Below are 20,038 nucleotides of genomic sequence, written 5' to 3'. Positions count from 1 at the left end.
GCGGCTAGGGCTGGTCCGGGAACCCGAAAGCCACGTAGTCGCGCAGATAGGCGGCCTTTGCGGCCTTGCGCAGGCCCGCGTCGTCCAGCAGGTCCGGCAGCGGTGCGGGCGCAGGCGGGGCCGCGTCGATCCCCGCCGCGCGGGACAGAAAGCCCAGGTCCTCGGCCATCCGGTCCTCGCGCACGATCATATCGGGGGCGCCGAAGCGCGCGAAGCCCGACACGACCTCGGACTGCGTGGCCCAGCCCGGATGGGTGGCGAGCGTCGTCTGGCCGTTCAGGTTGCGGCGCAGGAAGTCGAGAAAGGCCGCGAACACGTCCGCACGCGCGTCGGGCGCGATCGCCTGCACCCCGCCTTCGGGCAGGGGAACGCGGTGGACCGTGCGCAGGACCTCGCGCAGGTCGGCGTTGCCGCCGTTCGCAAGCGCGGTGAACGCGGCCCATGCGCGCGGCAGCGGGTGGCGCACGACCGTGAAGCCGCGATGGCCGGGACGCTGGCGTTTCCACTGGCGCAGGCTGTTCTGGTTGAAGTCGGCGGTGACGGCGCCAAGGCCGCGCAGCCAGGGATCGACCACGTCCGACGGGCCGCCCTTGACCGGCATGAATACCAGCCCGCGCCCCGCGTCCACGCCCAGAAACGACGGGACGGCCGGGCCGCGCCGCGGCTCGAAGCTGGGCAGGCGGCGGGACTGGAACGGGTCCATCGCCGCCAGCGCCGCCTGCATCTCGTCGAAGTTCTCGACTTTTTCGGCCAGTTCGCGCGGGTTCTGGGGCACCTGGTCGCTGGCGGGTTCGACCCGTTCCAGATCGGTCCGGCCAAGCCAGTGCAGAAGGCCGGTCATCACGTCCGCGTCGCGCAGATCGTCATAGCCCAGCCAGAACGCCGCCTGACCGCTGGTCTGGAGCCGGTGCAGGACGCGCAGCTGGAACTGCTCGACCTCGGACATGGCCTGCGCGAACTCGGCCGGGTCGAAGCGGATGCGGGCGGGGATCGGGGTTTCCGTCTCGTTCAGCTTCCACTGGTTCGTCGCATAGGCGAGCCGGGTCGAGACGTAGCTGTCCAGCGGGTTGCGGGCGAGGACGATCTTGGCGCAGCTATGGTCGTCCAGGATCGCGTCGAGGATGCGCGGGTCGTGATCGTGGAAATACCGGAACCCCGTCATGTTGGGGTGCGAGCGGATCGCCTCGAACAGCGCCATCGGGTCGGCGTCGCGTTCGGCCATCGTCACGCCGCGCAGCTCGTCCTTGTCGGGCCAGCCCAGCATGTAGGGGTTGAACGCCTCGCCAAAGCAGGTGACGCGCTTGATCGCGTTCAGCGTAGCTTCCAGAAGGTTCGACCCGGTTCGCATCTCGGCAAAGATCACGAAGCTGCGGAAGGGCTGCGGCGTCATGAGGCGTCCTTGATGATCGGGGGCCGGGCGGATCGTTCGGGATGGCGGAAATCGCCCATCTTGCGCGGGCGCAGCCCCGCGTTGCGCAGCCGGTCGAGGAATGCAAGCATTCCCGTCAGGTCGGCGGGCGCGGGCGCGCCGTCGGGCAGGTCGTCGGTTTCCAGCAGCGTCGCCAGCGGCGGCAGCGGGTCGGCGCCGATCTCGGCCAGGTTCCAGCGGCTCACCTGCGCCTTCAGCCAGACGGAATCGAGGATATTGAGGAAATCCAGCTCGCGCCGTTGCAGGATCGCGGCCGCGCGGCGCACGTCGTCGAATGGCATGCCGGAATGCAGCAAGGGCACCGCCCACGCGCCGGTGATGACCAGAAGCCGCATGTTGGGGTCGGTGCCCATGAACCAGTTGAGCTGCTGGTCGTCGCGCGGGCTGAACTGGAACATCTGCCGCCGCTTCGTCACCCGGATCAGCGAGGTGAGGAACCCCTGCGGGTCAAGGTTGCGCATCGCGGCGCTGCCGCTCAGGCAGCCCGGTCCCAGCCTGCGGCCGCCGCTGAATTCGACACCCGTTTCGGCGAACAGGTGGCCGTGGACGTCCGCGTCGACATGGAATGGCAGCCATTCCGTCAGGCCGGGATAGGCTTCGGCAAGGCCGTAAAGCACCGTGTAGGGCGCGGCGGTCTTGCCGTTCTCGGCGTCTTTGCGGGGAAAGCGGCTTTGCATGTAGAGGCCCGGCCGGCCCACCTTGCGGCGCGCGACCGCCTGGTCGATCAGGCGGTCGATCATGTAGCTGTCGGGCTCGGCCGTCTGCGCGGGGCGGGGAAACGCCTCGTACAGGCCCTGCGCGCGCGGCCATATCTTGCGGGCGACGAAGCAGCCCGACTGCGCCAGCATGTCGCGGTGGTCGTCGTAAAAGACGTAGGGCTTGCCCTGCCCGTCGAACTTGGACAGCGTGAGCGACCGGCTTTCGATCCCCAGCGTGTGCCGCCGCGCCAAGGTCTGGAAATAGCTTTCGTCCGGGATCCACACGTGGCGGAAATAGCGGTCGTACCGCGCGCGCTCCCGGTCCGACAGGATGGCGGTCAGCGTGCGCACGGTCAGGCACCACCACTGCGACCCCAGATGCGGGATCACCCCTTCGGGAATGCGGCGCGACAGGTTCAGCCGCCGTTGCAGGTTCACGTAGCGGTCGAACAGGTTGCGCTGGCGGCGGAACGAGAACGGGAACCGCAGGGTAAACCGTTCAAGGTCCAGCCCCCCGATCGCCCAGCCCACATCGGAGGCGTTCACGCTTTCGATGAAGTCGCGGTCGGGGCGGGCGGACAGGAACTCGATCAGTTCCTCGACCGGGCGCAGCGGCAGGCAGGCGCCCGACACGGTGAGGACGTGGGTCAGGTCGGGATCGGCCGCCAGCAGCGCCTGCGCCGTGTCCTGCGTGGCGGCGACCAGGCTGAAGGTGCCCCATTCGCAGGCGCGGCGCGGCGCGAACAGGACCCGCGCGCAGTCCGCCAGCGTCTGGCGCATGGCCGCGAACGCGGCGTCGGGCACCTTGGCGTCCACGTGGATCGCGACGGTGGCGCCCCCCTCGGCCCAGATCCGCGCCATCCGCGTGGCAAGGTCGAGGTTTTCGTGGCACAGCATCACGACGCCCAGCCGCGCGGCCGGCGCGTCCGCGGCGCGGTCGGCGGTCGTCGGCACCGACGGCACGGGGCGGGCCGCGTACATCACGGCCAGTTCCCCCGCGAGATCAGGCCCAGATGCTCGAGCTGGCGCCAGCCCTCGTATTCGATCGATTCCGGGCACCAGAGCTGCGGCTGGTTCTGAAGCGCCGAGTGATAGGCCTTGTATTCGCGGCTGCCGGCATAGTGCTGGCCGCGCGTCATCTCCTCGTCGGATTTTCCTACGAAGGTGGACAGGAACTTGGTGTGCAGCAGGATGCCGGATGCCCGCTCGCCCCCGTTCTCGTCGTAGACGAGGTTCAGCGAACGCGGCAGAAGCATGTGGGTCGAGCTGACATAGGCATAGTGCCGCGCCCAGCGGACCAGCGGGATCTTGTTCAGCGCGGGCGCATTCTGCGGATCGTCCGCAAAGAAGGCCCGCGCGCGCGGCCCGCCCTGGATCCACAGGTTCCCGTATTCGCGGTTCTTGCGGATCATGTAGTTGGCGGGGTCGAACCATGCCGCGATGTCCAGCGGGTTCTCGCCCGCGGCGTAGATGCGTTCGGTAACCGATCCACGGGGATACATGTCCAGCATCATCGCCGGAAACGCGCGATAGGCCGAACTGTCCAGCCAGTCGGTCAGCGCCCGCAGCGGCCGCACGTCGCAATGGGGATAGACGAGGAACTCATCGGGATCGACGGTCAGGCACCAGTGCCCGGTGCCGTGCCGGAACAGCAGCCAGTTGACCCAGTCGAGGCCGTAGCGCGATCCCTTGTAGCTGGCCTTCGTCGTCCACAGCGACACGTCCGGCTGCGCTTCCAGCAGCGCGCGGCTGCCGTCGTCGCTGTCGTTGTCCACGACCAGGAAGTGATCGACCCCCAGCGCGCGGTAGTAATCCAGGAAATACGGCAGGCGCACCGCCTCGTTCCGCAGGGTGACGAAGCACAGGATCGCGCCGCTGCCGATCGCCCTCGTGCGGTTGGCCACGGGCGACAGCGCCCGCCTGCGGCGGATGGCGCGGCCAAGGAAATACTGGCGGCGCGCGCGCAGCCGGATCTTACGCCAGTAGCCTGTCCACCAACCCGGCACGTTACCCCTTTGCCCCCGAAACCCCAGCCGATCAGTTCCTTGCGGATGCCTGACTTATCACAGCATTGCTAATCGTTTGGAAATGCCCGCTCCACCCGGGAACCACCATAGGTTGAAGCGTGTCGCGGGGCGAGGATGCGATTTCTGCAACATGCGCCGCCCAGGGCGCGGGGTCGTCGGGCGGCAGCCACGTCGCCAGATCGCCCAGCAGCGCACGCGCGGCGGGAAGCGGCGTTGCAAGGACGCGGGTCCCGCGCGCCGCCGCCTCGGTCAAGGGCAGGCCGAAGCCTTCGCTGTGGCTGGGCATCAAAAGCGCGTGGGCCCGTGTAATCAGCGCGGCGACGGCTTCGTCGGAAAGGTCGTTCAGCTCGCGCACCGGGCCGCCCGGCGGCAGCGCATCGAGGCGGGCGAAGGTCGCGGCGTTTTCCCAGCCGCGGCGCCCGACGATGAAAAGCCCCGGCATGGTACCGGGGGTCAGGCGCTGCGCGAGCAGGTCCCACGCGTCCAGCAGCAGCGCGTGGTTCTTGCGCGGCTCGATCGTGCCCAGCGCCACGAAGAACGGACGCGACAGGTCGAGGTCGGGCGGCAGGTGGGCGGGCGCGGGCGCGGCCAGCGTCGTGCCGATGGGGGCCACGACGACCGGCGCGCCGCCCGCAATCCCGAAGCGGTCGCGCCAGCGCAGCACGTCGGCGCGGGTCGCGTCGCTGATCGTGGCGATGGTCGCGCCGTGGCGCAGGGCCGATTGCAGGCGGGCGCGGAACAGCGCGCTCTGACCGGCGCGCGTGAATTCCGGATGGTCCAGCGGGATGGTGTCGTGGATGAGGATCGCCGGGCGGGCCCAGGCCATGCGGGCCAGCCACGGCGGATCGAGATTCGTGTGGCCGACGTTCAGGTAGGTCGCCCCCGGCAGGATACGGGTCACCGGCGCTTGCAGCCCCCGGCCCGACCGCCCCGCCCGGACCACCGCGCGGCGCACCAGCGCGCGCTTGACCCGGGCGCGAAGCCCGGTCTGCCGCAGCGCACGGTCAAGAAGCGTCGCGCGCGGCGCCGTGGCCAGATCGCCCGCAGCCCAGCGCAGCAGATCGGCGCCCGCCGCGGGCGGCAACACCGCCTGCACCGGCCCCAGCCGCGCGACCAGCAGATGCGGGCGGTCCTGCAGATGTGACAGCCACGCCGCCTCGACCCGGTCGATCCCGGTCAGCGGCCCCTGCCCAAGGCGAGAGATCAGCCGTGAGACATCGAACAGGAAAAAGGGCAGCGGAACGTCCGGGTCATTTCCCATAGCCGCCGGTCTGGTGCCAGCGCCACGCGTCGCCGATCATCTGCGGCAGCGTGGACCTGTCTGCCCGCCAGCCCAGCACCTCGCCCGCCCGCGCGCTGCCCGACACCAGCGACACCGCATCGCCTTCGCGGCGCGGCCCTTCGGTCATCGGGACGGCGTGGTTGGTGGCGAGCCTGGCCTGGTCGATCACCTCACGGACCGAGAAGCCCGAGCCGGTGCCAAGGCAGAACACCTCGGCCCCGCCTTCGCCCTGCGTGTCCGCCGGGCGGCCGCGCCCGTCCCGCAGCCACTTCAGCCCCAGCACATGCGCGTCAACCAGGTCCATCACGTGGACATAGTCGCGCACGCAGGTGCCGTCGCGGGTGTCGTAGTCGGTGCCGTTGATCGTCAGGGCCGGGCGCTTGCCGTCGATCGCTTCAAGGATCACGGGGATCAGGTGCGTCTCGGGCTGGTGGAACTCCCCCACCTGCGCGTCGGGGTCGGCGCCCGCGACGTTGAAATAGCGGAAGATCACCGAGCGCAGGCCGTGGGCCGCGCCGAAATCCTTCAGCATGTTCTCGATCGCGCGCTTGCTGGCGCCGTAGCTGTTCAGCGGCGCCTGCGGCGTCGTCTCGTCCAGCACGACGCCGTCGTGGTCGCCGTAGGTCGCGCAGGTCGAGCTGAACACGAAGTCCAGACAGCCCGCGTCCACCGCCGCCTCGATCAGGTTGAGCGAGGCGCAGACGTTGCCGCGCCAGTACTTGCCCGGCTCGCGCATCGCCTCGCCGACCTGGCTCAGCGCGGCGAAGTGCATGACGGCGATCGGCTTGTGGGCCGCGAACACCTCGTCCAGCCGGGCGCGGTCCATCAGGTCGCCCTGCTCGAACGGGCCGAACTTCACCGCCTCGCGCCAGCCGGTGCAGAGGTTGTCGAAGGTGACGGGGATGTAGCCCGCGGCGGCCAGCGCCTTGCAGGCATGCGAGCCGATGTAACCGGCGCCGCCGGTTACAAGAACCTTATCTGCCATCCGGTCACTCGGCCGCTTTTCGCATCGCAAGAACGTCGTGCAGGTATTCCGCGAACTCCTCGCGCAGGTCGTCGCGTTCCAGCCCGAACGCGACCGTCGCCTGCAGGAAGCCCGCCTTGGACCCGCAGTCGTAGCGCTGACCGCGGAAGCGCAGGCCGAACACGTCGCGCCCTTCCTCGATCTCGTCGGCGATGGCGTCGGTCAGCTGGATCTCGCCGCCCGCGCCCTGCTTCAGCTTGTTGAGGTTTTCCATGACGGTCGGCGCAAGGATGTAGCGCCCGATCACGGCAAGGTTCGAGGGCGGGTTTTCCTTGGGCTTCTCGACCATGCCGCGGACCTTGACGATCGCGCCCATGTCTTCCTCGATGTCGAGGACGCCGTAGGACTTGGTCTTGTCCAGCGGCACTTCCATGGTGGCGACCATGCTGCCGCCGGTCTCGGCATGCGCCTCGATCATCTGCTGCAGGCACGGCGGCTCGCCCATCACAACGTCGTCGGTCAGGACGACCGCGAAGGGCTCGTCGCCAATCAGGCGGCGGGCGCACCAGACGGCGTGGCCGAGACCCATCGCCTTGTGCTGGCGGACATAGGCGATCGCGCCCGAATCCATGTTGGTCTGGCGCAGCAGCTCCAGCAGGTCGTTCTTGCCCGCCTTGTGCAGCGTGTTTTCCAGCTCGTGCGAGTGGTCGAAGTAATCCTCGAGCGCGCCCTTGCCGCGCGAGGTGACGAAGATGAACTCCTCGATGCCGGCCGCGCGCGCTTCGTCGATGGCGTACTGGATCAGCGGCCGATCGACGAGAGTCATGATCTCTTTCGGGATCGACTTCGTTGCGGGGAGGAACCGGGTGCCCAGTCCGGCGACCGGGAAAACTGCTTTGGTGACCTTGCGGACCATGGACGTAGCTCCGTTTTGGGTGACGCGCACCCGCCCTGCTTTCATGGCCAAGGGCTTACCCACAGACGGCCCCCGTAGCAAGCAAACGACTGTGACGACCGGTCAAACGCCGCCGATTTCATCTAACTTTTGCAAACTGCGCGTGCGGGCAAGGCGCTGCGCCTCGCGCGCGGCGCGGACGCGGAAACGCCATGCGCGGACGGCCGGATCGCCGGGAAGCGACGGCCCCCACAGGCCACCCGCCTGTTCCCAGAACCCGGCGGGGTCGAACCGCACGCGATGGCGCAGGATCGAAGGGCTGAACAGGACCAGCGTGACCAGCCGCCCCTTGCCGGACAGCCGCACGGCGTCGGCGCGAAGGCGGCGGCGCTGCCAGTGCCAGCCGGTCAGCAGGCTGTGCGCGCGCGGGCCGGTGCCGGGCAGGGTCAAAAACGGCGGCGGCGGGGCGTCGGACAGCGGTTTCGGCCAGCAAACGCTGCGCGGGGCGCCGGTCGCGCCCGCGTGGAACGTCGCCATCAGCGGCGCCACCCGCAAGGGGTCGAGCCTGCCGGAGACCATCAGCCGCAGCAGCCGCGTCCGCACCCGTTCGGACGCCCTGGCCGAATCGCCCCCGTGCCGGTCGCAGAAGATCGCCGCGGACCGGCCGATCTGCGTCAGGTCGGCGGGCACGCCCGAGGCGCTGCGGCGATCGTCGCCCGCCCATCCATGCGCCACCTCGGCCAGCGGCACGACAGCGGTCGGGGCGTCGGGCCAGCGCGCCGCCATCCGCATGTTCAGGTCGCTTTCGTCCAGATGATAGGCAAAGGCGGTGTCGAACCCGCCCAGTTCGGCCAGCGCATCGCGGCGAAAGGCGCAGTTGGTTCCCAGCGTGCCGACGGGACGCCCGCCTTCGGGTGCCAGAAGGCGGACCGAATCACCCCAGGGTTGAACAGGCACAGCCAGGCCGTTGCCGGTCATCCTCTCGGCCCGCACCTGCCAGCGCAGCCCGTCGCGCCCGCGCGTGGCCCCGGTCGCAGCCGGCACGGCAGGGTCGGCGAACGGCGCGGTCAGGCGAGACAGCCACGTCGGCTCGGCCACCGCGTCGTCGTCGATGAAGGCCAGGACCTCGCCCGCCGCCGCCATGATCCCGGCGTTGCGGGCGGCCGAGATGTTGGCCGCGTCGAAGCGCACCCTCTTGATCGGCAGGTCCGGGCGCACTCCGACCGACCCCGCGTCGGCCACCAGCACGATTTCAAACCCGGGATGATCCTGCAGCGTGAGCGCGGTCAGGCACAGCGACAGCGCCGCGGGACGGTGGCGCGAGACGACGACGACGCTGACGCTGCCGACGACGCTGCCGACGACACTGCCGACAACACTGACTGCCGGCGCGCCCGCGTCCGGCTGCGTCAATCCAGCCCCATGCGCCGCATCATCGCCTCGATCTTCGGCACGTCCTCGGGGTTGTTCAATTCCCAGAACTCGCGCCCGCGCGCCTGAACCTCGACGCAAAGAACGGGGATCCCGCGTTCGAGGAAGCGCAGCTGTTCAAGCCCCTCGAGCCGTTCGAGCGTGCCTTCGGGCCAGCCGGCATAGGCGGCGAGCGGCTCGGGGCGATAGGCATAGACGCCGACGTGGTGGAACACGGGGCTAGCGGCATCCGGGGCCACGTCATGGGGCACGAACGGGATCACTTCCTTGGAAAAGTAAAGCGCCCGGCCATCCACGCCGAAGACCGCCGTCGTCCCCCCCACCCGGCCCGCGGCGCGGTCGGCCATCAGGTCGGCGCGCATCGCGCCCGTGCAGTTCAGGACCGGGGTCGCCACCTGTGCGGCAGGGTCGCGGCGCAGCCCGGCGACCAGATCCTCGACGAACCACGCGGGCGTCAGCGGCGCGTCGCCCTGCAGGTTCACGACGATCTCGGGCGAAAGGCCAAGCGCCGCCACCGCCTCGGCGCAGCGTTCCGTGCCGTTGCGGCAGGTGGTCGAGGTGATCGCAACCTGGGCCCCGAAGCCCGCCGCGTGATCCGCGATCCGGGCGTCGTCGGTGGCCACGATCACCCGGTCGGCACCGCCGACCTGCATCGCCGCGTCCCAACTGCGCCGGATCAGCGTCCGCGCCTGCCCCGACGCGCCCGTCAGCGGCACCAGCGGCTTGCCCGGATAGCGGGTCGAGGCGTGGCGGGCGGGGATGACGATGACGACCGACACGCGCGGCTCAGCCCAGGGGGTGCAGCAGGACGCCCGGCGCGTAGGCGATGAAGAACGGGTTCTCGAACCCCGCCTTGCCGTAGCCGAGCGTAGCGTGGTCGTCGAAACGCACCACCTGCCCGCCCGCGCCGCGCAGCACCGCGTCCCCCGCCGCCGTGTCCCATTCCATCGTGCGGCCGAGGCGCGGGTAAAGGTCCGCCTCGCCCGTCGCCACCAGGCAGAACTTGAGCGACGATCCCGCGCTCGTCATGTCGCGGACGCCGTATTGCGCGATGTAATCGTCGGTCGCCTGATCGCGGTGCGACTTGGACGCCACGACCATCAGCGCGCGGTTGTCGGGGGTGGCGTTGACGCCGATCGGGCGCACCTCGCCGGGACGATCGCCGAACGGCCCGATCTCCTCGACCGAGCGGCCGTCGGCAAGGGTGTAGAACAGCCGCTTGCGGGCAGGCGCATAGACGATCCCGCGCACCGGCGTTCCGTCCTGCACATAGGCGATGTTCACGGTGAAATCGCCCCGGCGCTGCACGAACTCCTTCGTGCCGTCGAGCGGGTCCACGATCAGGAAGCTGCGCGGGCGCTGCCCGTGGGTGTCGGCCTGTTCCTCGGTCACCAGCGCCACGTCGGGGAACGCCGCGCGCAGCCCGGCCGAGATCAGCGCGTCGGCAGCCTCGTCCGCTTCGGTCACGGGCGAATCGTCGCTTTTGGCGCGCACCTCGAAGTCGGGGCCGTCATAGATCTGCATGATCCGGTCCCCGGCTTCCAGCGCGAGCCGTCGCATGACGGCGATCAATTCATCAAATTGCATGCGCTTTCCTTTGCAGTCACGGGCATCCGCCGGATGCGCGGCGTTGAAAGACGGGGTCACGCCTCTTATGATCGCAGCGATCGTTTCCGGCAAGCGGCGCGTCCACGCGGCCCGACAGACCCCCCGACAGCCCCCGACCGACCCAAAGACCTTTCCACCGAAAGCCGCCCCGCATGTTCGTCCAGCCGCGCAACCGCAACATGATCGAGGCCGCGTTCGCGACGCTGGCGCTGATCTATCACCAGACGGTCCACAACCTGCGGCAGTCGCACAGCAACGCGGTCGTGGGGCTGGCGATGTCGATCATGCAGTCGCTGGCGATGGTGATCGGTTTCGTCGCCATGTTCTACGTGCTGGGGGTGCGCCGCTCGCCCATCCGCGGCGACTTCATGGTCTTCGTCATGACCGGCATCTTCATGTTCATGACGCACACCAAGTCCATCGCGGCGATGACCGGCGCGGCCAACGCGACCTCGACCATGATGCGACACGAGCCGATGAACACCGCCGTGTCGATCAGCGCCACCGCGCTGGCGATCCTGTATCAGCAGACGCTGGCCTCGATCGTGATCCTGTGGACCTACCACGCCCTGATCATGCCGATCCGGATCGAGCACATCACGGGCTGCTACGCGATGCTGCTTCTGGCCTGGGCGTCGGGCTGTGCGATCGGCATGATCTTCATGTCGGCCAAGCAGTGGTGGCCGTCGGGGATCGGCGTCATCAGCAGCTTCTACCAGCGTCTCAACATGATCGCGTCGGGCAAGATGTTCGTGGCCAACGTGCTGCCGACGATGATGCTGAACCTGTTCGACTGGAACCCGCTGTTCCACGTGATCGACCAGGCGCGGGGGTTCGCCTTCATCAACTATACGCCCCACAACTCGTCGGTGCGCTATGCGGTCTATGTGACGCTGGCCTGCCTGATGGTCGCCCTGATGCTGGAGTTCGTGACCCGCAACGCCCGCTCGCTCAGCTGGGCGGCGCGCTGATCACGGGCCCGCGGGGCTGATCGCGGGCTCGCGAGGCTGATCGCGAACCGGCGGGTCAGCCGCCGGCCACGCGCAGGGTCAGGTTCACGCGCCCGCCGCCGGTCACAAGGCCCGAGCTTCCGGGCCTGATCCGGTCCACGCCGTGAAAGACCAGGCGCCCCGCCCCCGCCAGCACCATCACGTCGCCCGATTTCAGCCAGACGCTTTCGGTGGACCCGCCCCGCTCGGTCCCGCCCGCGCGAAACAGCGCGTCGTCGCCCAGGCTGACCGACACCACCGGGCAGGTCAGGTCGGCCTCGTCCCGGTCCTGGTGCAGACCCATGCGCGCGGCGTCGCGGTACAGGTTGACAAGGCAGCTGTCGGGCCGCCGCGCCCCGCCCGTCACCCGGTCCCACAGCGCCAGCAGCATCGGCGGGATCGGCGGCCACGCGCGCCCGTCCGGCTGCGCGCGTTCGTAGCGATAGCCGCGCCGGTCGGTGGTCCAGCCAAGGCTGCCGGCCGAGGTCATGGCGACCGACAGCGGCTTGCCCCAGCGCGTGACGGGACGCACGGGCGGCGCCGCGTCCCAGATCGCGGCGACCTCGGCCATCAGCGCGGCCTGTTCGCGCGCGCCCAGAAACCCCGGCCACAGGCCGATGCCCCGCAGGCTCAGCGGCGCGGCCGCGCCCGTCGGACCGGGCGGCGAACTGGTTTCCGTGTCGTTCATCCTGGTGTCGCGCGATGCTTGCAGGCCCAAAATCCCCTTCCTATATACCCAACGAACCGGCCGGGTCACCGGCCATCACACCCCCAAGGGATAGGGTTCCGGGGGCCGCATATCGGACCCGCAGCCCGCTCATCGCCTCAAGAAAGGTAAACGAATGGCCAAAGTCATCGGCATTGACCTCGGAACAACGAACAGCGTCGTCGCCATTATGGACGGCAGCCAGCCCAAGGTGATCGAGAACTCCGAAGGCGCGCGCACCACGCCGTCGATCGTGGGTTTCACCGAAAGCGAGCGCCTGGTCGGCCAGCCCGCCAAGCGGCAGGCCGTGACGAACCCGGAAAATACCGTGTTCGCGGTCAAGCGCCTGATCGGCCGTCGGGTGACGGACGCCGAGGTAAAGAAGGACAAGGACCTCGTCCCCTACAAGATCGTGGACAGCGGCAATGGCGACGCCTGGGTCGAGGTTCGCGACGAGAAGTATTCCCCCGCGCAGGTCAGCGCGATGATCCTTCAGAAGATGAAGGAAACGGCCGAGTCGTATCTGGGCGAAAAGGTCGAGCAGGCGGTCATCACCGTCCCGGCCTATTTCAACGACGCCCAGCGTCAGGCGACCAAGGACGCGGGCAAGATCGCGGGCCTTGAAGTGCTGCGGATCATCAACGAACCGACCGCCGCCGCACTGGCCTATGGCCTCGACAAGAAGGAAAGCCGGACCATCGCGGTCTACGACCTCGGCGGCGGCACCTTCGACATCACCATCCTGGAAATCGACGACGGCCTGTTCGAGGTGAAATCGACCAACGGGGACACGTTCCTGGGCGGCGAAGACTTCGACATGAAGATCGTCAACTACCTCGCCGACGAGTTCAAAAAGGAACACGGCGTCGACCTGACGCGCGACAAGATGGCGCTTCAGCGCCTGAAGGAAGCGGCGGAAAAGGCCAAGATCGAGCTGTCGTCGTCCAGCCAGACCGAGATCAACCAGCCGTTCATCTCGATGGACAAGAACTCGGGCACGCCGCTGCACATGGTCGTCAAGCTGACCCGCGCCAAGCTGGAAAGCCTTGTCTCGGACCTCATCAAGCGGACGATCAAGCCGCTTCAGGACGCGCTTAAGGATGCGGGTCTGGCGAAATCCGACATCGACGAGGTCGTGCTGGTCGGCGGCATGACCCGGATGCCCAAGGTGATCGAGGAAGTGACGAACTTCTTCGGCAAGGAACCCCACAAGGGCGTGAACCCCGACGAGGTCGTGGCGCTGGGTGCAGCGGTGCAGGCGGGCGTTCTGCAGGGCGACGTCAAGGACGTGGTGCTGCTGGACGTGACGCCCCTGTCGCTGGGGATCGAGACGCTGGGCGGCGTGTTCACCCGCCTGATCGACCGTAACACGACGATCCCGACCAAAAAGTCGCAGACCTTCTCGACCGCCGAGGACAACCAGAACGCCGTGACGATCCGCGTCTTCCAGGGCGAACGCGAAATGGCCGCCGACAACAAGCTGCTCGGCCAGTTCAACCTTGAAGACATCCCGCCCGCCCCCCGCGGCATGCCGCAGATCGAGGTGGCCTTCGACATCGACGCCAACGGCATCGTGTCGGTGAACGCCAAGGACAAGGGCACCGGGAAGGAACAGAAGATCACGATCCAGGCGTCGGGCGGCCTGTCCGACGAAGAGATCGAGAAGATGGTCAAGGACGCCGAGGCGAACGCCGAAGCCGACAAGGGTCGCCGCGAGCTGGTCGAATCGCGCAACCAGGCCGAAAGCCTGATCCACTCGACCCGCAAGTCGCTGGACGAGCATGGCGACAAGGTCGACGGCTCGACCGTCGAGGCGATCGAACTGGCCGTCGGCGCGCTTGAAGAGGCGCTGAAATCCGACGAGCCCGGCAAGATCAAGGGCGGCATCCAGAACCTGATGGATGCGTCCATGAAGCTGGGCGAGGCGATCTACAAGGCCGGCCAGGCCGGTGCCTCGGGCGAGAGCGAGGGCGAGGAAAGCCCGCGCGGCGTGGACGACGACATCGTCGATGCCGACTTCGAAGACCTCGGCGAAGAAAAGCGGAAGTAAGCTTCCCGCGACCGTGGCCGGCCCGTGTTTCTGCACGCGGGCCGGTCTTTCATTGACGATCCACCTCAGACCGGAAGATCATGGCCAAGCGCGATTTCTACGAGGTTCTTGGTGTGGCGCGCGGCGCCTCGGCCGACGAGATCAAGAAGGCCTTCCGCGCCAAGGCCAAGGAACTGCACCCCGACCGCAACCCCGACTGCACCCTGTCGGAAGGCCGCTTCAAGGAAGTGAACGAGGCCTACGACTGCCTCAAGGACGCGCAGCGGCGGGCGGCCTATGATCGTTTCGGCCACCAGGCGTTCGAGGGTGGCGGCTTCGGTCCCGGCGGCTTTGGTGGCGCGCGCGGCGGCAATGGCGACTTCGGCAGCGCCTTCGCTGACGTGTTCGAGGATCTGTTCGGCGACATGATGGGCGGGCGCGCCGCGTCCGGGCGCAGCCGCGCCACCCGCGGGCAGGATCTGCGCTACAACCTTCAGGTCTCGCTCGAGGAAGCCTTCGCGGGCTTGCAAAAGACGATTTCCGTGCCCGGCTCGGTTGCCTGCGGCGAATGCAACGGCACCGGCGCCGAAGGGGCGGTGGAACCCGCCACCTGCCCGACCTGCGCCGGCATGGGCAAGGTCCGCGCGAGCCAGGGCTTCTTCACCGTCGAACGCACCTGCCCGACCTGCAACGGCCAGGGCCAGATCGTGAAGAACCCCTGCGCCGCCTGCCACGGCGCCGGCCGGATCGAAAAGCAGCGCTCGCTGGCCGTCAACATCCCGGCGGGCGTGGAAACCGGCACCCGGATCCGCCTTGCGGGAGAGGGCGAGGCGGGGCTGCGCGGCGGCCCGTCTGGCGATCTTTACATCTTCGTCGAGGTCAAGGACCACGCGATCTTCATGCGCGACGGGCGGATGCTGGCCTGCCACGTGCCGGTCAGCATGACGACCGCCGCGCTTGGCGGCGAGGTCGAGGTGCCGACGATCGACGGCGGCCGCTCGCGGGTCAAGATCGCGCCCGGCAGCCAGACCGGCCAGCAGATGCGCCTGCGCGGCAAGGGGATGCCGCCCTTGCGGCACGGGCCGGGGATGCAGGGCGATTTCGGCGACATGCTGGTCGAGCTGTCGGTGGAAACCCCGGTGAACCTGACCGCCCGGCAGAAGGAGATCCTGCGCGAGTTCGAGGCGATCGACGCCGACAACCACCCGCAGACGTCAAACTTCTTCGGCAAGATCAAGAATTTCTGGGAGGGGCTGGGCGCTTAACCGCGCCTTAACCCTTCGCTGGCAGGCTGAAGGCCATGCCAGAGAACCGCGCCTTTCACGAAGACTCGCCGTCCCTGTTCCGGTTCGATCCGGCGCAGGACGACGTCCACCCGGTGCCGGGCCCGGCAGCGAAGAAGGCGGCGCCCCCCAGCTACATCGCCGACCACCGCGCCCGGCTGCGCGACCGCTTCATGCAGGGCGGCGCGGCGGCGATGCCGGACTATGAGCTGCTGGAACTGGTCCTGTTCCGCGCCGTCCCGCGCCGGGACATGAAGCCGCTGGCCCGCCGGCTTCTGGACCGGTTCGGCGACTTCAACCGCGTCCTGTCGGCCGATCCGGCGCGGCTGGCGGACGTGGACGGCGTCGGGCCCGCGATCATCGTGGAACTGAAGATCGTGGCGGCGGCGGCGCAGCGGCTGGCCCGGTCCAGGGTGATCCGGCGCCCCGTCCTGACCAGCTGGGACGCGCTGGTCGATTACTGCCACACCGCGATGGCGCATGGCGAGGTCGAGCAGTTCCGCGTCCTCTACCTCGACCGCAAGAACGTCCTGATCGCCGACGAGGAGCAGGCGAGGGGCACCGTCGATCACGTCCCGGTCTACCCGCGCGAGATCGTGCGCCGGGCGCTGGACCTGAACGCCAGCGCCCTGATCCTCGTCCACAACCACCCCTCGGGCGACCCGACGCCCAGCGATCCCGACATCCAGATGACCCGCCGCATCATGCAGGCGGCCGAGACGATGGGCATCGTCGTCCACGATCACCTCATCATCGGCAAGGACCGTGAGCTGAGCTTCCGGGCGTCGGGGTTGCTGTAGGGCGCGCGCCCCACGCGGCCGCGCGCGTCACCCCTGCCCGTGGAAATGATCGTGGATCGTGCGGGCCATCGTGTCGGAGATCCCCTCGACCGCCTGCAGGTCCGGCAGGCCCGCGCGCGCCACGCCCTTGGCGCTGCCGAAATGCGCCAGCAGGGCGCGCTTGCGGGCCGCGCCGATGCCCGCGATCTCGTCCAGCGGGTTCGCCATCGCCTGCTTGGTGCGCCGCGCGCGATGGGTGCCGATCGCCCAGCGGTGCGCCTCGTCCCGCAGCCGCTGGACGAAATACAGCACCGGGTGGTTCATCGGCAGGGCAAAGACGGTCCGGCCGGGACGGTAGAACTCTTCCTTGCCGTGATTGCGGTCCTGCCCCTTGGCGACCCCGATGATGGGCACGTCATCGACGCCCAGATCGGCAAGAATCCCCTGCACCGCCGATACCTGCCCCGCCCCGCCGTCGATCAGCAGCAGGTCCGGCCACGCCTCGGACGCGCGGTCCGGGTCGTCCTTGAGCAGGCGCGAGAACCGCCGCGTCAGCACCTCGCGCATCATGCCGAAGTCGTCGCCGGGCGTGATCTCGGTCCCCTTGATGTTGAACTTGCGGTACTGGCTTTTCATCCAGCCCTCGGGGCCCGCGACGATCATGCCGCCGACCGGGGCCGCGCCCTGAATGTGGCTGTTGTCATAGACCTCGATCCGGCGCGGCGGGGCGGGCAGGTCAAAGGCGTCGGCGAGCCCCTCCAGCAGCTTGTGCTGCGCGGCGCTTTCCGACATCCGCCGCGACAGGCTCTCGCGCGCGTTCCTAAGCGCGTTCTCGACCAGCTCGGCCTTTTCGCCCCGCTGGGGCACGCCGACGACGACCCGCCGCCCGGCCCGGTCGGACAGCAGCGATGTCATCAGGTCCATGTCCTCGATCCCGTGGCTCAGCAGGATCATGCGCGGCGGCACCTTGCCGTCGTAGAACTGGCCCAGGAACGCCTCCATCACCTCGTCGGCGGACTCGGCGCCGTTCAACTTGGGATAGAAGTCGCGGTTGCCCCAGCTCTGGTTGCCACGGATGAAAAAGACCTGCACGCAGGCCTGCCCCCCGTCCATGTGCAGCGCGATGACGTCCGCCTCCGGCACGCCCTTGGGGTTGATCGCCTGCACCGACTGGACCGAGGTCAGCGCCTTGATCCGGTCCCGCAAGGCGGCGGCGCGTTCGTATTCCATGCCCTCCGCCGCCCGCGCCATCTCGTTCGCAAGGTTCGCCTGCACGGCGGTCGTCTTGCCCTGCAGGAAGCGTTCGGCATCGGCCACCAAGGCGCGGTAGTCGGGCAGGTCGATCCGCCCGGTGCAGGGCGCGCTGCACCGCTTGATCTGGTGCAAGAGGCACGGCCGGGTGCGCGACGAGAACGTCGCATCCGTGCAGGACCGCAGCAGGAACACACGCTGCAACTGGTTCAGCGTGCGGTTCACCGCGCCGGCGCTCGCGAAGGGGCCGTAGTAGTCGCCCGCCTCGGACTTTGCGCCCCGGTGCTTCTTGATCTGCGGGAACGGGTGCGACTTGGCGACGAGGATGTTCGGGAACGACTTGTCGTCGCGCAGCAGCACGTTGTAGCGCGGCTTCAGCTGCTTGATGAGGTTCTGTTCCAGCAGCAGCGCCTCGGTTTCCGTGCGCGTCGTCAGGAACATCATGCTGGCGGTGTCGCGGATCATCCGGGCGATCCGCCCCGAGTGCCCGGACGGCCGGGCATAGTTCGACACCCGCGCCTTGAGGTTGCGCGCCTTGCCGACGTAAAGCACCGCGCCCTGCGCATCGAGCATCCGGTAGACGCCAGGGCTGCCGTCCAGCCGCCGGACGTAGTCGGCGATCAGCCTGTGCCCGGTTTTCTGCGGCGTCGGGGACGGCGGCGGGGGCGGCGTCGGGGACGGCGGCCCACTCGCCTCAGGCGTGTTATCCATAGGGGGCTGGTCGGTCATGGGGACAACAAAGTGATTCCTGGGGCACCCCGCAAGAGCGGCCATCTGACAAGGGGATTCATGTCCACGGTTTCTGTGGATAACTCTGTGGAGGGGCTGGGGCGAGAGGTGCCGCTTGCCAGCAAATGTTAGGCTGGCAACGGATTGCACATAAATTGTGCACAGTTACAAGCCATTGTAAAGGCATACTATTTTACCTCGCTCGAAGAACCGGCTGATTTTGTTGACGGATTCGCGACGGTCGCTTCACGCAAATGCGACAAGTGGACAACCCGGCATCCTTCAAGCCCCCGCCTGCCCCGGCGACCCGACGATATCAGGCGTCCGCCAAGCCAAGTGCTGCCCGCCGTCCACGCAGATCAGCTGCCCGGTGACCGCCCGCGCGTCCAGCAGGTAGACCAGCGCCGCCGAGACGTCCTGCGCGTCGGCGCCACGGCCCAGGATCGTTCCGGCGCGCTGGCGGCGAAAGTGATCCTCGCTCTGGCGGTCGCCGCGCAGCGTCGGGCCGGGGCCGATCGCGTTCACCCGGATGCGCGGGGCAAGCGCCTGCGCCATCGTCCGCGTCAGCGCCCACAGGCCGGCCTTGGCGAGCGAATAGGTCATGAACTCGGGCGTCGGTTTCAGGACGCGCTGATCGACCATGTTGACGATCAGCGCGGTAGGGCCCGGTTCGGCGCCCGTGTCCGGCGCGGGCGGGACATGTGCGGCGAAGTGCTGGGACAGGACGAACGGCGCGCGCAGGTTGGAACCCAGGTGCCGGTCCCACGACTCGCGGGTCGCGGTGTCGATGCGGTCGTGTTCAAAGACCGAGGCGTTGTTGACCAGCACCGCCAGCGGACCCAGCTGCCGCGCGGCTTCGGGCACCAGCGCCTCGACCCGGTCCAGATCAAGCAGGTCCGCCTGCAGCGTCACCGCGCGCACGCCAAGCGCGCGGGCGTCGTCCGCCGTGCGCTCCGCATCCTCGGCCGATCGGTAATAGTGGATCGCCACGTCGTAGCCGCGCGCGGCCAGCGCCAGCGCCATCGCCCGGCCCAGCCGCCGGCCTGCACCGGTGACCAGCGCCGCGCCCAATCGCGGCCCGCGTGTCGCGCCCTGCGTTGCCATCAGGCCCCCGCCCCCGGCCACATCAGCCGGTCATGGGCCGCGCCCACCAGATCGTCGGCCGACATGCCGAGCCGCCGCAGGAACGGCTTGCGCGCGCCATAAGGGCGCAGCCTGACCTTGTCGCCGTACAGCTGCCGCAGCTTGGGTTCCAGATGCGCAATCCCGTCGGCCAGGCCCACCTTGACCGCCTGCGCGCCGGTCCACACGTCGCCTGTGAACAGGTCCAGCCCCTGCGCCAGCCGCGCGCCCCGCCGCGCCGCGACCTGTGCCTTGAACGCCTCGTGCATGGGCGCCATCAGGCGTTCCAGCCGCGCCACGTCCTCGGCCGTTTCGGGGCGAAAAGGGTCCAGCATCGACTTTGACCGGCCGGCGGTGTGGACCCGGCGCTCGATCCCGTGGCGGGCGATCAGGTCGGAAAAGCCGAACCCCGCCGCGATCACCCCGATCGATCCCAGAAGCGAGCTGTGGTCGGCCCAGATGTCGTCTGCGGCGGAGGCGAGCCAGTAGCCGCCGGACGCGGCCACATCCTCGACAAAAGCGTGGACGGGCAGGCGGCGGCGGTCCGCGTGGCGACGAATACGGTCGGCGATCAGCGAGGACTGCACGGGCGAGCCGCCCGGCGAGTTGATCGACAGCGCCACGGCGACGGGGCGGCCCTTGCGGAACGCGCGTTCAAGCAGCGGCGCCAGCGCCGCATCGGACAGCCCGCCGCCCCGCGTGGCCGCGCCGATGGTGCCGTGAAGGCGGATCACCGCAACCGACGGTGCGGACTTCAGAATGGGAATACGCATGACTGGCAGATAGGCACCACGCCCGCGCGCCGCAAGCGCGGGG

At 68.8% G+C, this 20,038-nt stretch carries 17 protein-coding genes; 4 read left to right on the top strand and 13 right to left on the bottom strand.

The window, feature by feature from the left end; translation table 11 throughout:
• Positions 1-4: 4 nt before the first annotated feature.
• From FNF32_RS07230 to cysQ, 9 genes are all read right to left on the bottom strand, one after another.
• A complete protein-coding gene (locus FNF32_RS07230) occupies positions 5-1,390 on the bottom strand; it encodes a hypothetical protein (RefSeq protein WP_131672667.1) in 1,386 nt (461 codons plus the stop codon).
• The gene (locus FNF32_RS07225) at positions 1,387-3,024 is read right to left on the bottom strand and encodes a DUF5927 domain-containing protein (protein ID WP_484217481.1); all 1,638 of its coding nucleotides are present in this window, start codon (positions 3,022-3,024) and stop codon (positions 1,387-1,389) included. The genes FNF32_RS07230 and FNF32_RS07225 overlap by 4 nt, the downstream gene beginning before the upstream one ends.
• Before the next feature lie 83 nt (positions 3,025-3,107).
• The gene (locus FNF32_RS07220) at positions 3,108-4,133 is read right to left on the bottom strand and encodes a glycosyltransferase family 2 protein (protein WP_246087717.1); all 1,026 of its coding nucleotides are present in this window, start codon (positions 4,131-4,133) and stop codon (positions 3,108-3,110) included.
• Between the two features lie 31 nt (positions 4,134-4,164).
• Positions 4,165-5,415 (bottom strand): glycosyltransferase, encoded by a 1,251-nt coding sequence (locus FNF32_RS07215; protein ID WP_131672666.1) that lies wholly within the window; start codon positions 5,413-5,415, stop codon positions 4,165-4,167.
• Positions 5,405-6,421 carry a UDP-glucose 4-epimerase GalE gene (gene galE, locus FNF32_RS07210; RefSeq protein ID WP_131672665.1) on the bottom strand — a complete coding sequence of 339 codons (1,017 nt, stop codon included), beginning with the start codon at positions 6,419-6,421 and terminating at the stop codon, positions 5,405-5,407. The genes FNF32_RS07215 and galE overlap by 11 nt, the downstream gene beginning before the upstream one ends.
• Positions 6,422-6,425: 4 nt before the next feature.
• Positions 6,426-7,316, bottom strand: coding sequence for a UTP--glucose-1-phosphate uridylyltransferase GalU (gene galU, locus FNF32_RS07205; RefSeq protein ID WP_131672664.1), 891 nt, complete (start codon positions 7,314-7,316; stop codon positions 6,426-6,428).
• Between the two features lie 102 nt (positions 7,317-7,418).
• Positions 7,419-8,708: a glycosyltransferase family 2 protein gene (locus FNF32_RS07200; protein WP_185961881.1), complete on the bottom strand. Its 1,290-nt coding sequence runs from the start codon at positions 8,706-8,708 to the stop codon at positions 7,419-7,421.
• On the bottom strand, positions 8,705-9,505 hold the full coding sequence (locus FNF32_RS07195; protein ID WP_131672662.1) for a 3-deoxy-manno-octulosonate cytidylyltransferase: 801 nt from the start codon (positions 9,503-9,505) through the stop codon (positions 8,705-8,707). The genes FNF32_RS07200 and FNF32_RS07195 overlap by 4 nt, the downstream gene beginning before the upstream one ends.
• A 7-nt stretch (positions 9,506-9,512) precedes the next feature.
• On the bottom strand, positions 9,513-10,313 hold the full coding sequence (cysQ, locus tag FNF32_RS07190; RefSeq protein WP_131672661.1) for a 3'(2'),5'-bisphosphate nucleotidase CysQ: 801 nt from the start codon (positions 10,311-10,313) through the stop codon (positions 9,513-9,515).
• Between the two features lie 173 nt (positions 10,314-10,486).
• On the opposite strand from cysQ, the gene FNF32_RS07185 reads away from it, so the two are divergent.
• Positions 10,487-11,305 carry an ABC transporter permease gene (locus FNF32_RS07185; protein WP_131672660.1) on the top strand — a complete coding sequence of 273 codons (819 nt, stop codon included), beginning with the start codon at positions 10,487-10,489 and terminating at the stop codon, positions 11,303-11,305.
• Positions 11,306-11,360: 55 nt separating this feature from the next.
• On the opposite strand, the gene FNF32_RS07180 is transcribed toward FNF32_RS07185, so the two are convergent.
• Positions 11,361-12,011: an alpha-ketoglutarate-dependent dioxygenase AlkB family protein gene (locus tag FNF32_RS07180; protein WP_131672723.1), complete on the bottom strand. Its 651-nt coding sequence runs from the start codon at positions 12,009-12,011 to the stop codon at positions 11,361-11,363.
• Positions 12,012-12,165: 154 nt separating this feature from the next.
• On the opposite strand from FNF32_RS07180, the gene dnaK reads away from it, so the two are divergent.
• The 3 genes from dnaK to radC all read left to right on the top strand — a co-directional run bounded on the left by dnaK (position 12,166) and on the right by radC (position 16,141).
• Complete coding sequence (dnaK, locus tag FNF32_RS07175; RefSeq protein WP_131672659.1) at positions 12,166-14,079, top strand: molecular chaperone DnaK; 1,914 nt, start codon at positions 12,166-12,168, stop codon at positions 14,077-14,079.
• A gap of 80 nt (positions 14,080-14,159) precedes the next feature.
• Positions 14,160-15,323, top strand: a complete 1,164-nt coding sequence (gene dnaJ / locus FNF32_RS07170) for a molecular chaperone DnaJ (protein ID WP_131672658.1) — start codon at positions 14,160-14,162, stop codon at positions 15,321-15,323.
• A gap of 35 nt (positions 15,324-15,358) precedes the next feature.
• Entirely contained in the window at positions 15,359-16,141 is a 783-nt protein-coding gene (radC, locus tag FNF32_RS07165; protein ID WP_131672657.1) for a RadC family protein, read from the top strand.
• Between the two features lie 27 nt (positions 16,142-16,168).
• Here the strand turns inward: radC and uvrC are convergent, their stop codons facing one another.
• From uvrC to FNF32_RS07150, 3 genes are all read right to left on the bottom strand, one after another.
• A complete protein-coding gene (gene uvrC / locus FNF32_RS07160; RefSeq protein WP_131672656.1) occupies positions 16,169-18,082 on the bottom strand; it encodes an excinuclease ABC subunit UvrC in 1,914 nt (637 codons plus the stop codon).
• 300 nt (positions 18,083-18,382) lie between these two features.
• Positions 18,383-19,204, bottom strand: coding sequence for an SDR family oxidoreductase (locus FNF32_RS07155; protein WP_131672655.1), 822 nt, complete (start codon positions 19,202-19,204; stop codon positions 18,383-18,385).
• Complete coding sequence (locus tag FNF32_RS07150; protein WP_131672654.1) at positions 19,204-19,995, bottom strand: S49 family peptidase; 792 nt, start codon at positions 19,993-19,995, stop codon at positions 19,204-19,206. The genes FNF32_RS07155 and FNF32_RS07150 overlap by 1 nt, the downstream gene beginning before the upstream one ends.
• Positions 19,996-20,038 lie beyond the last annotated feature (43 nt).

The organism is Paracoccus marinus, from assembly GCF_007018965.1.
In the GTDB taxonomy this organism is placed as follows: Bacteria; Pseudomonadota; Alphaproteobacteria; order Rhodobacterales; family Rhodobacteraceae; genus Paracoccus; species Paracoccus marinus.
Note: the sequence above shows the minus strand (reverse complement) of the source record. Positions and strands in the feature narration are given on the sequence as shown.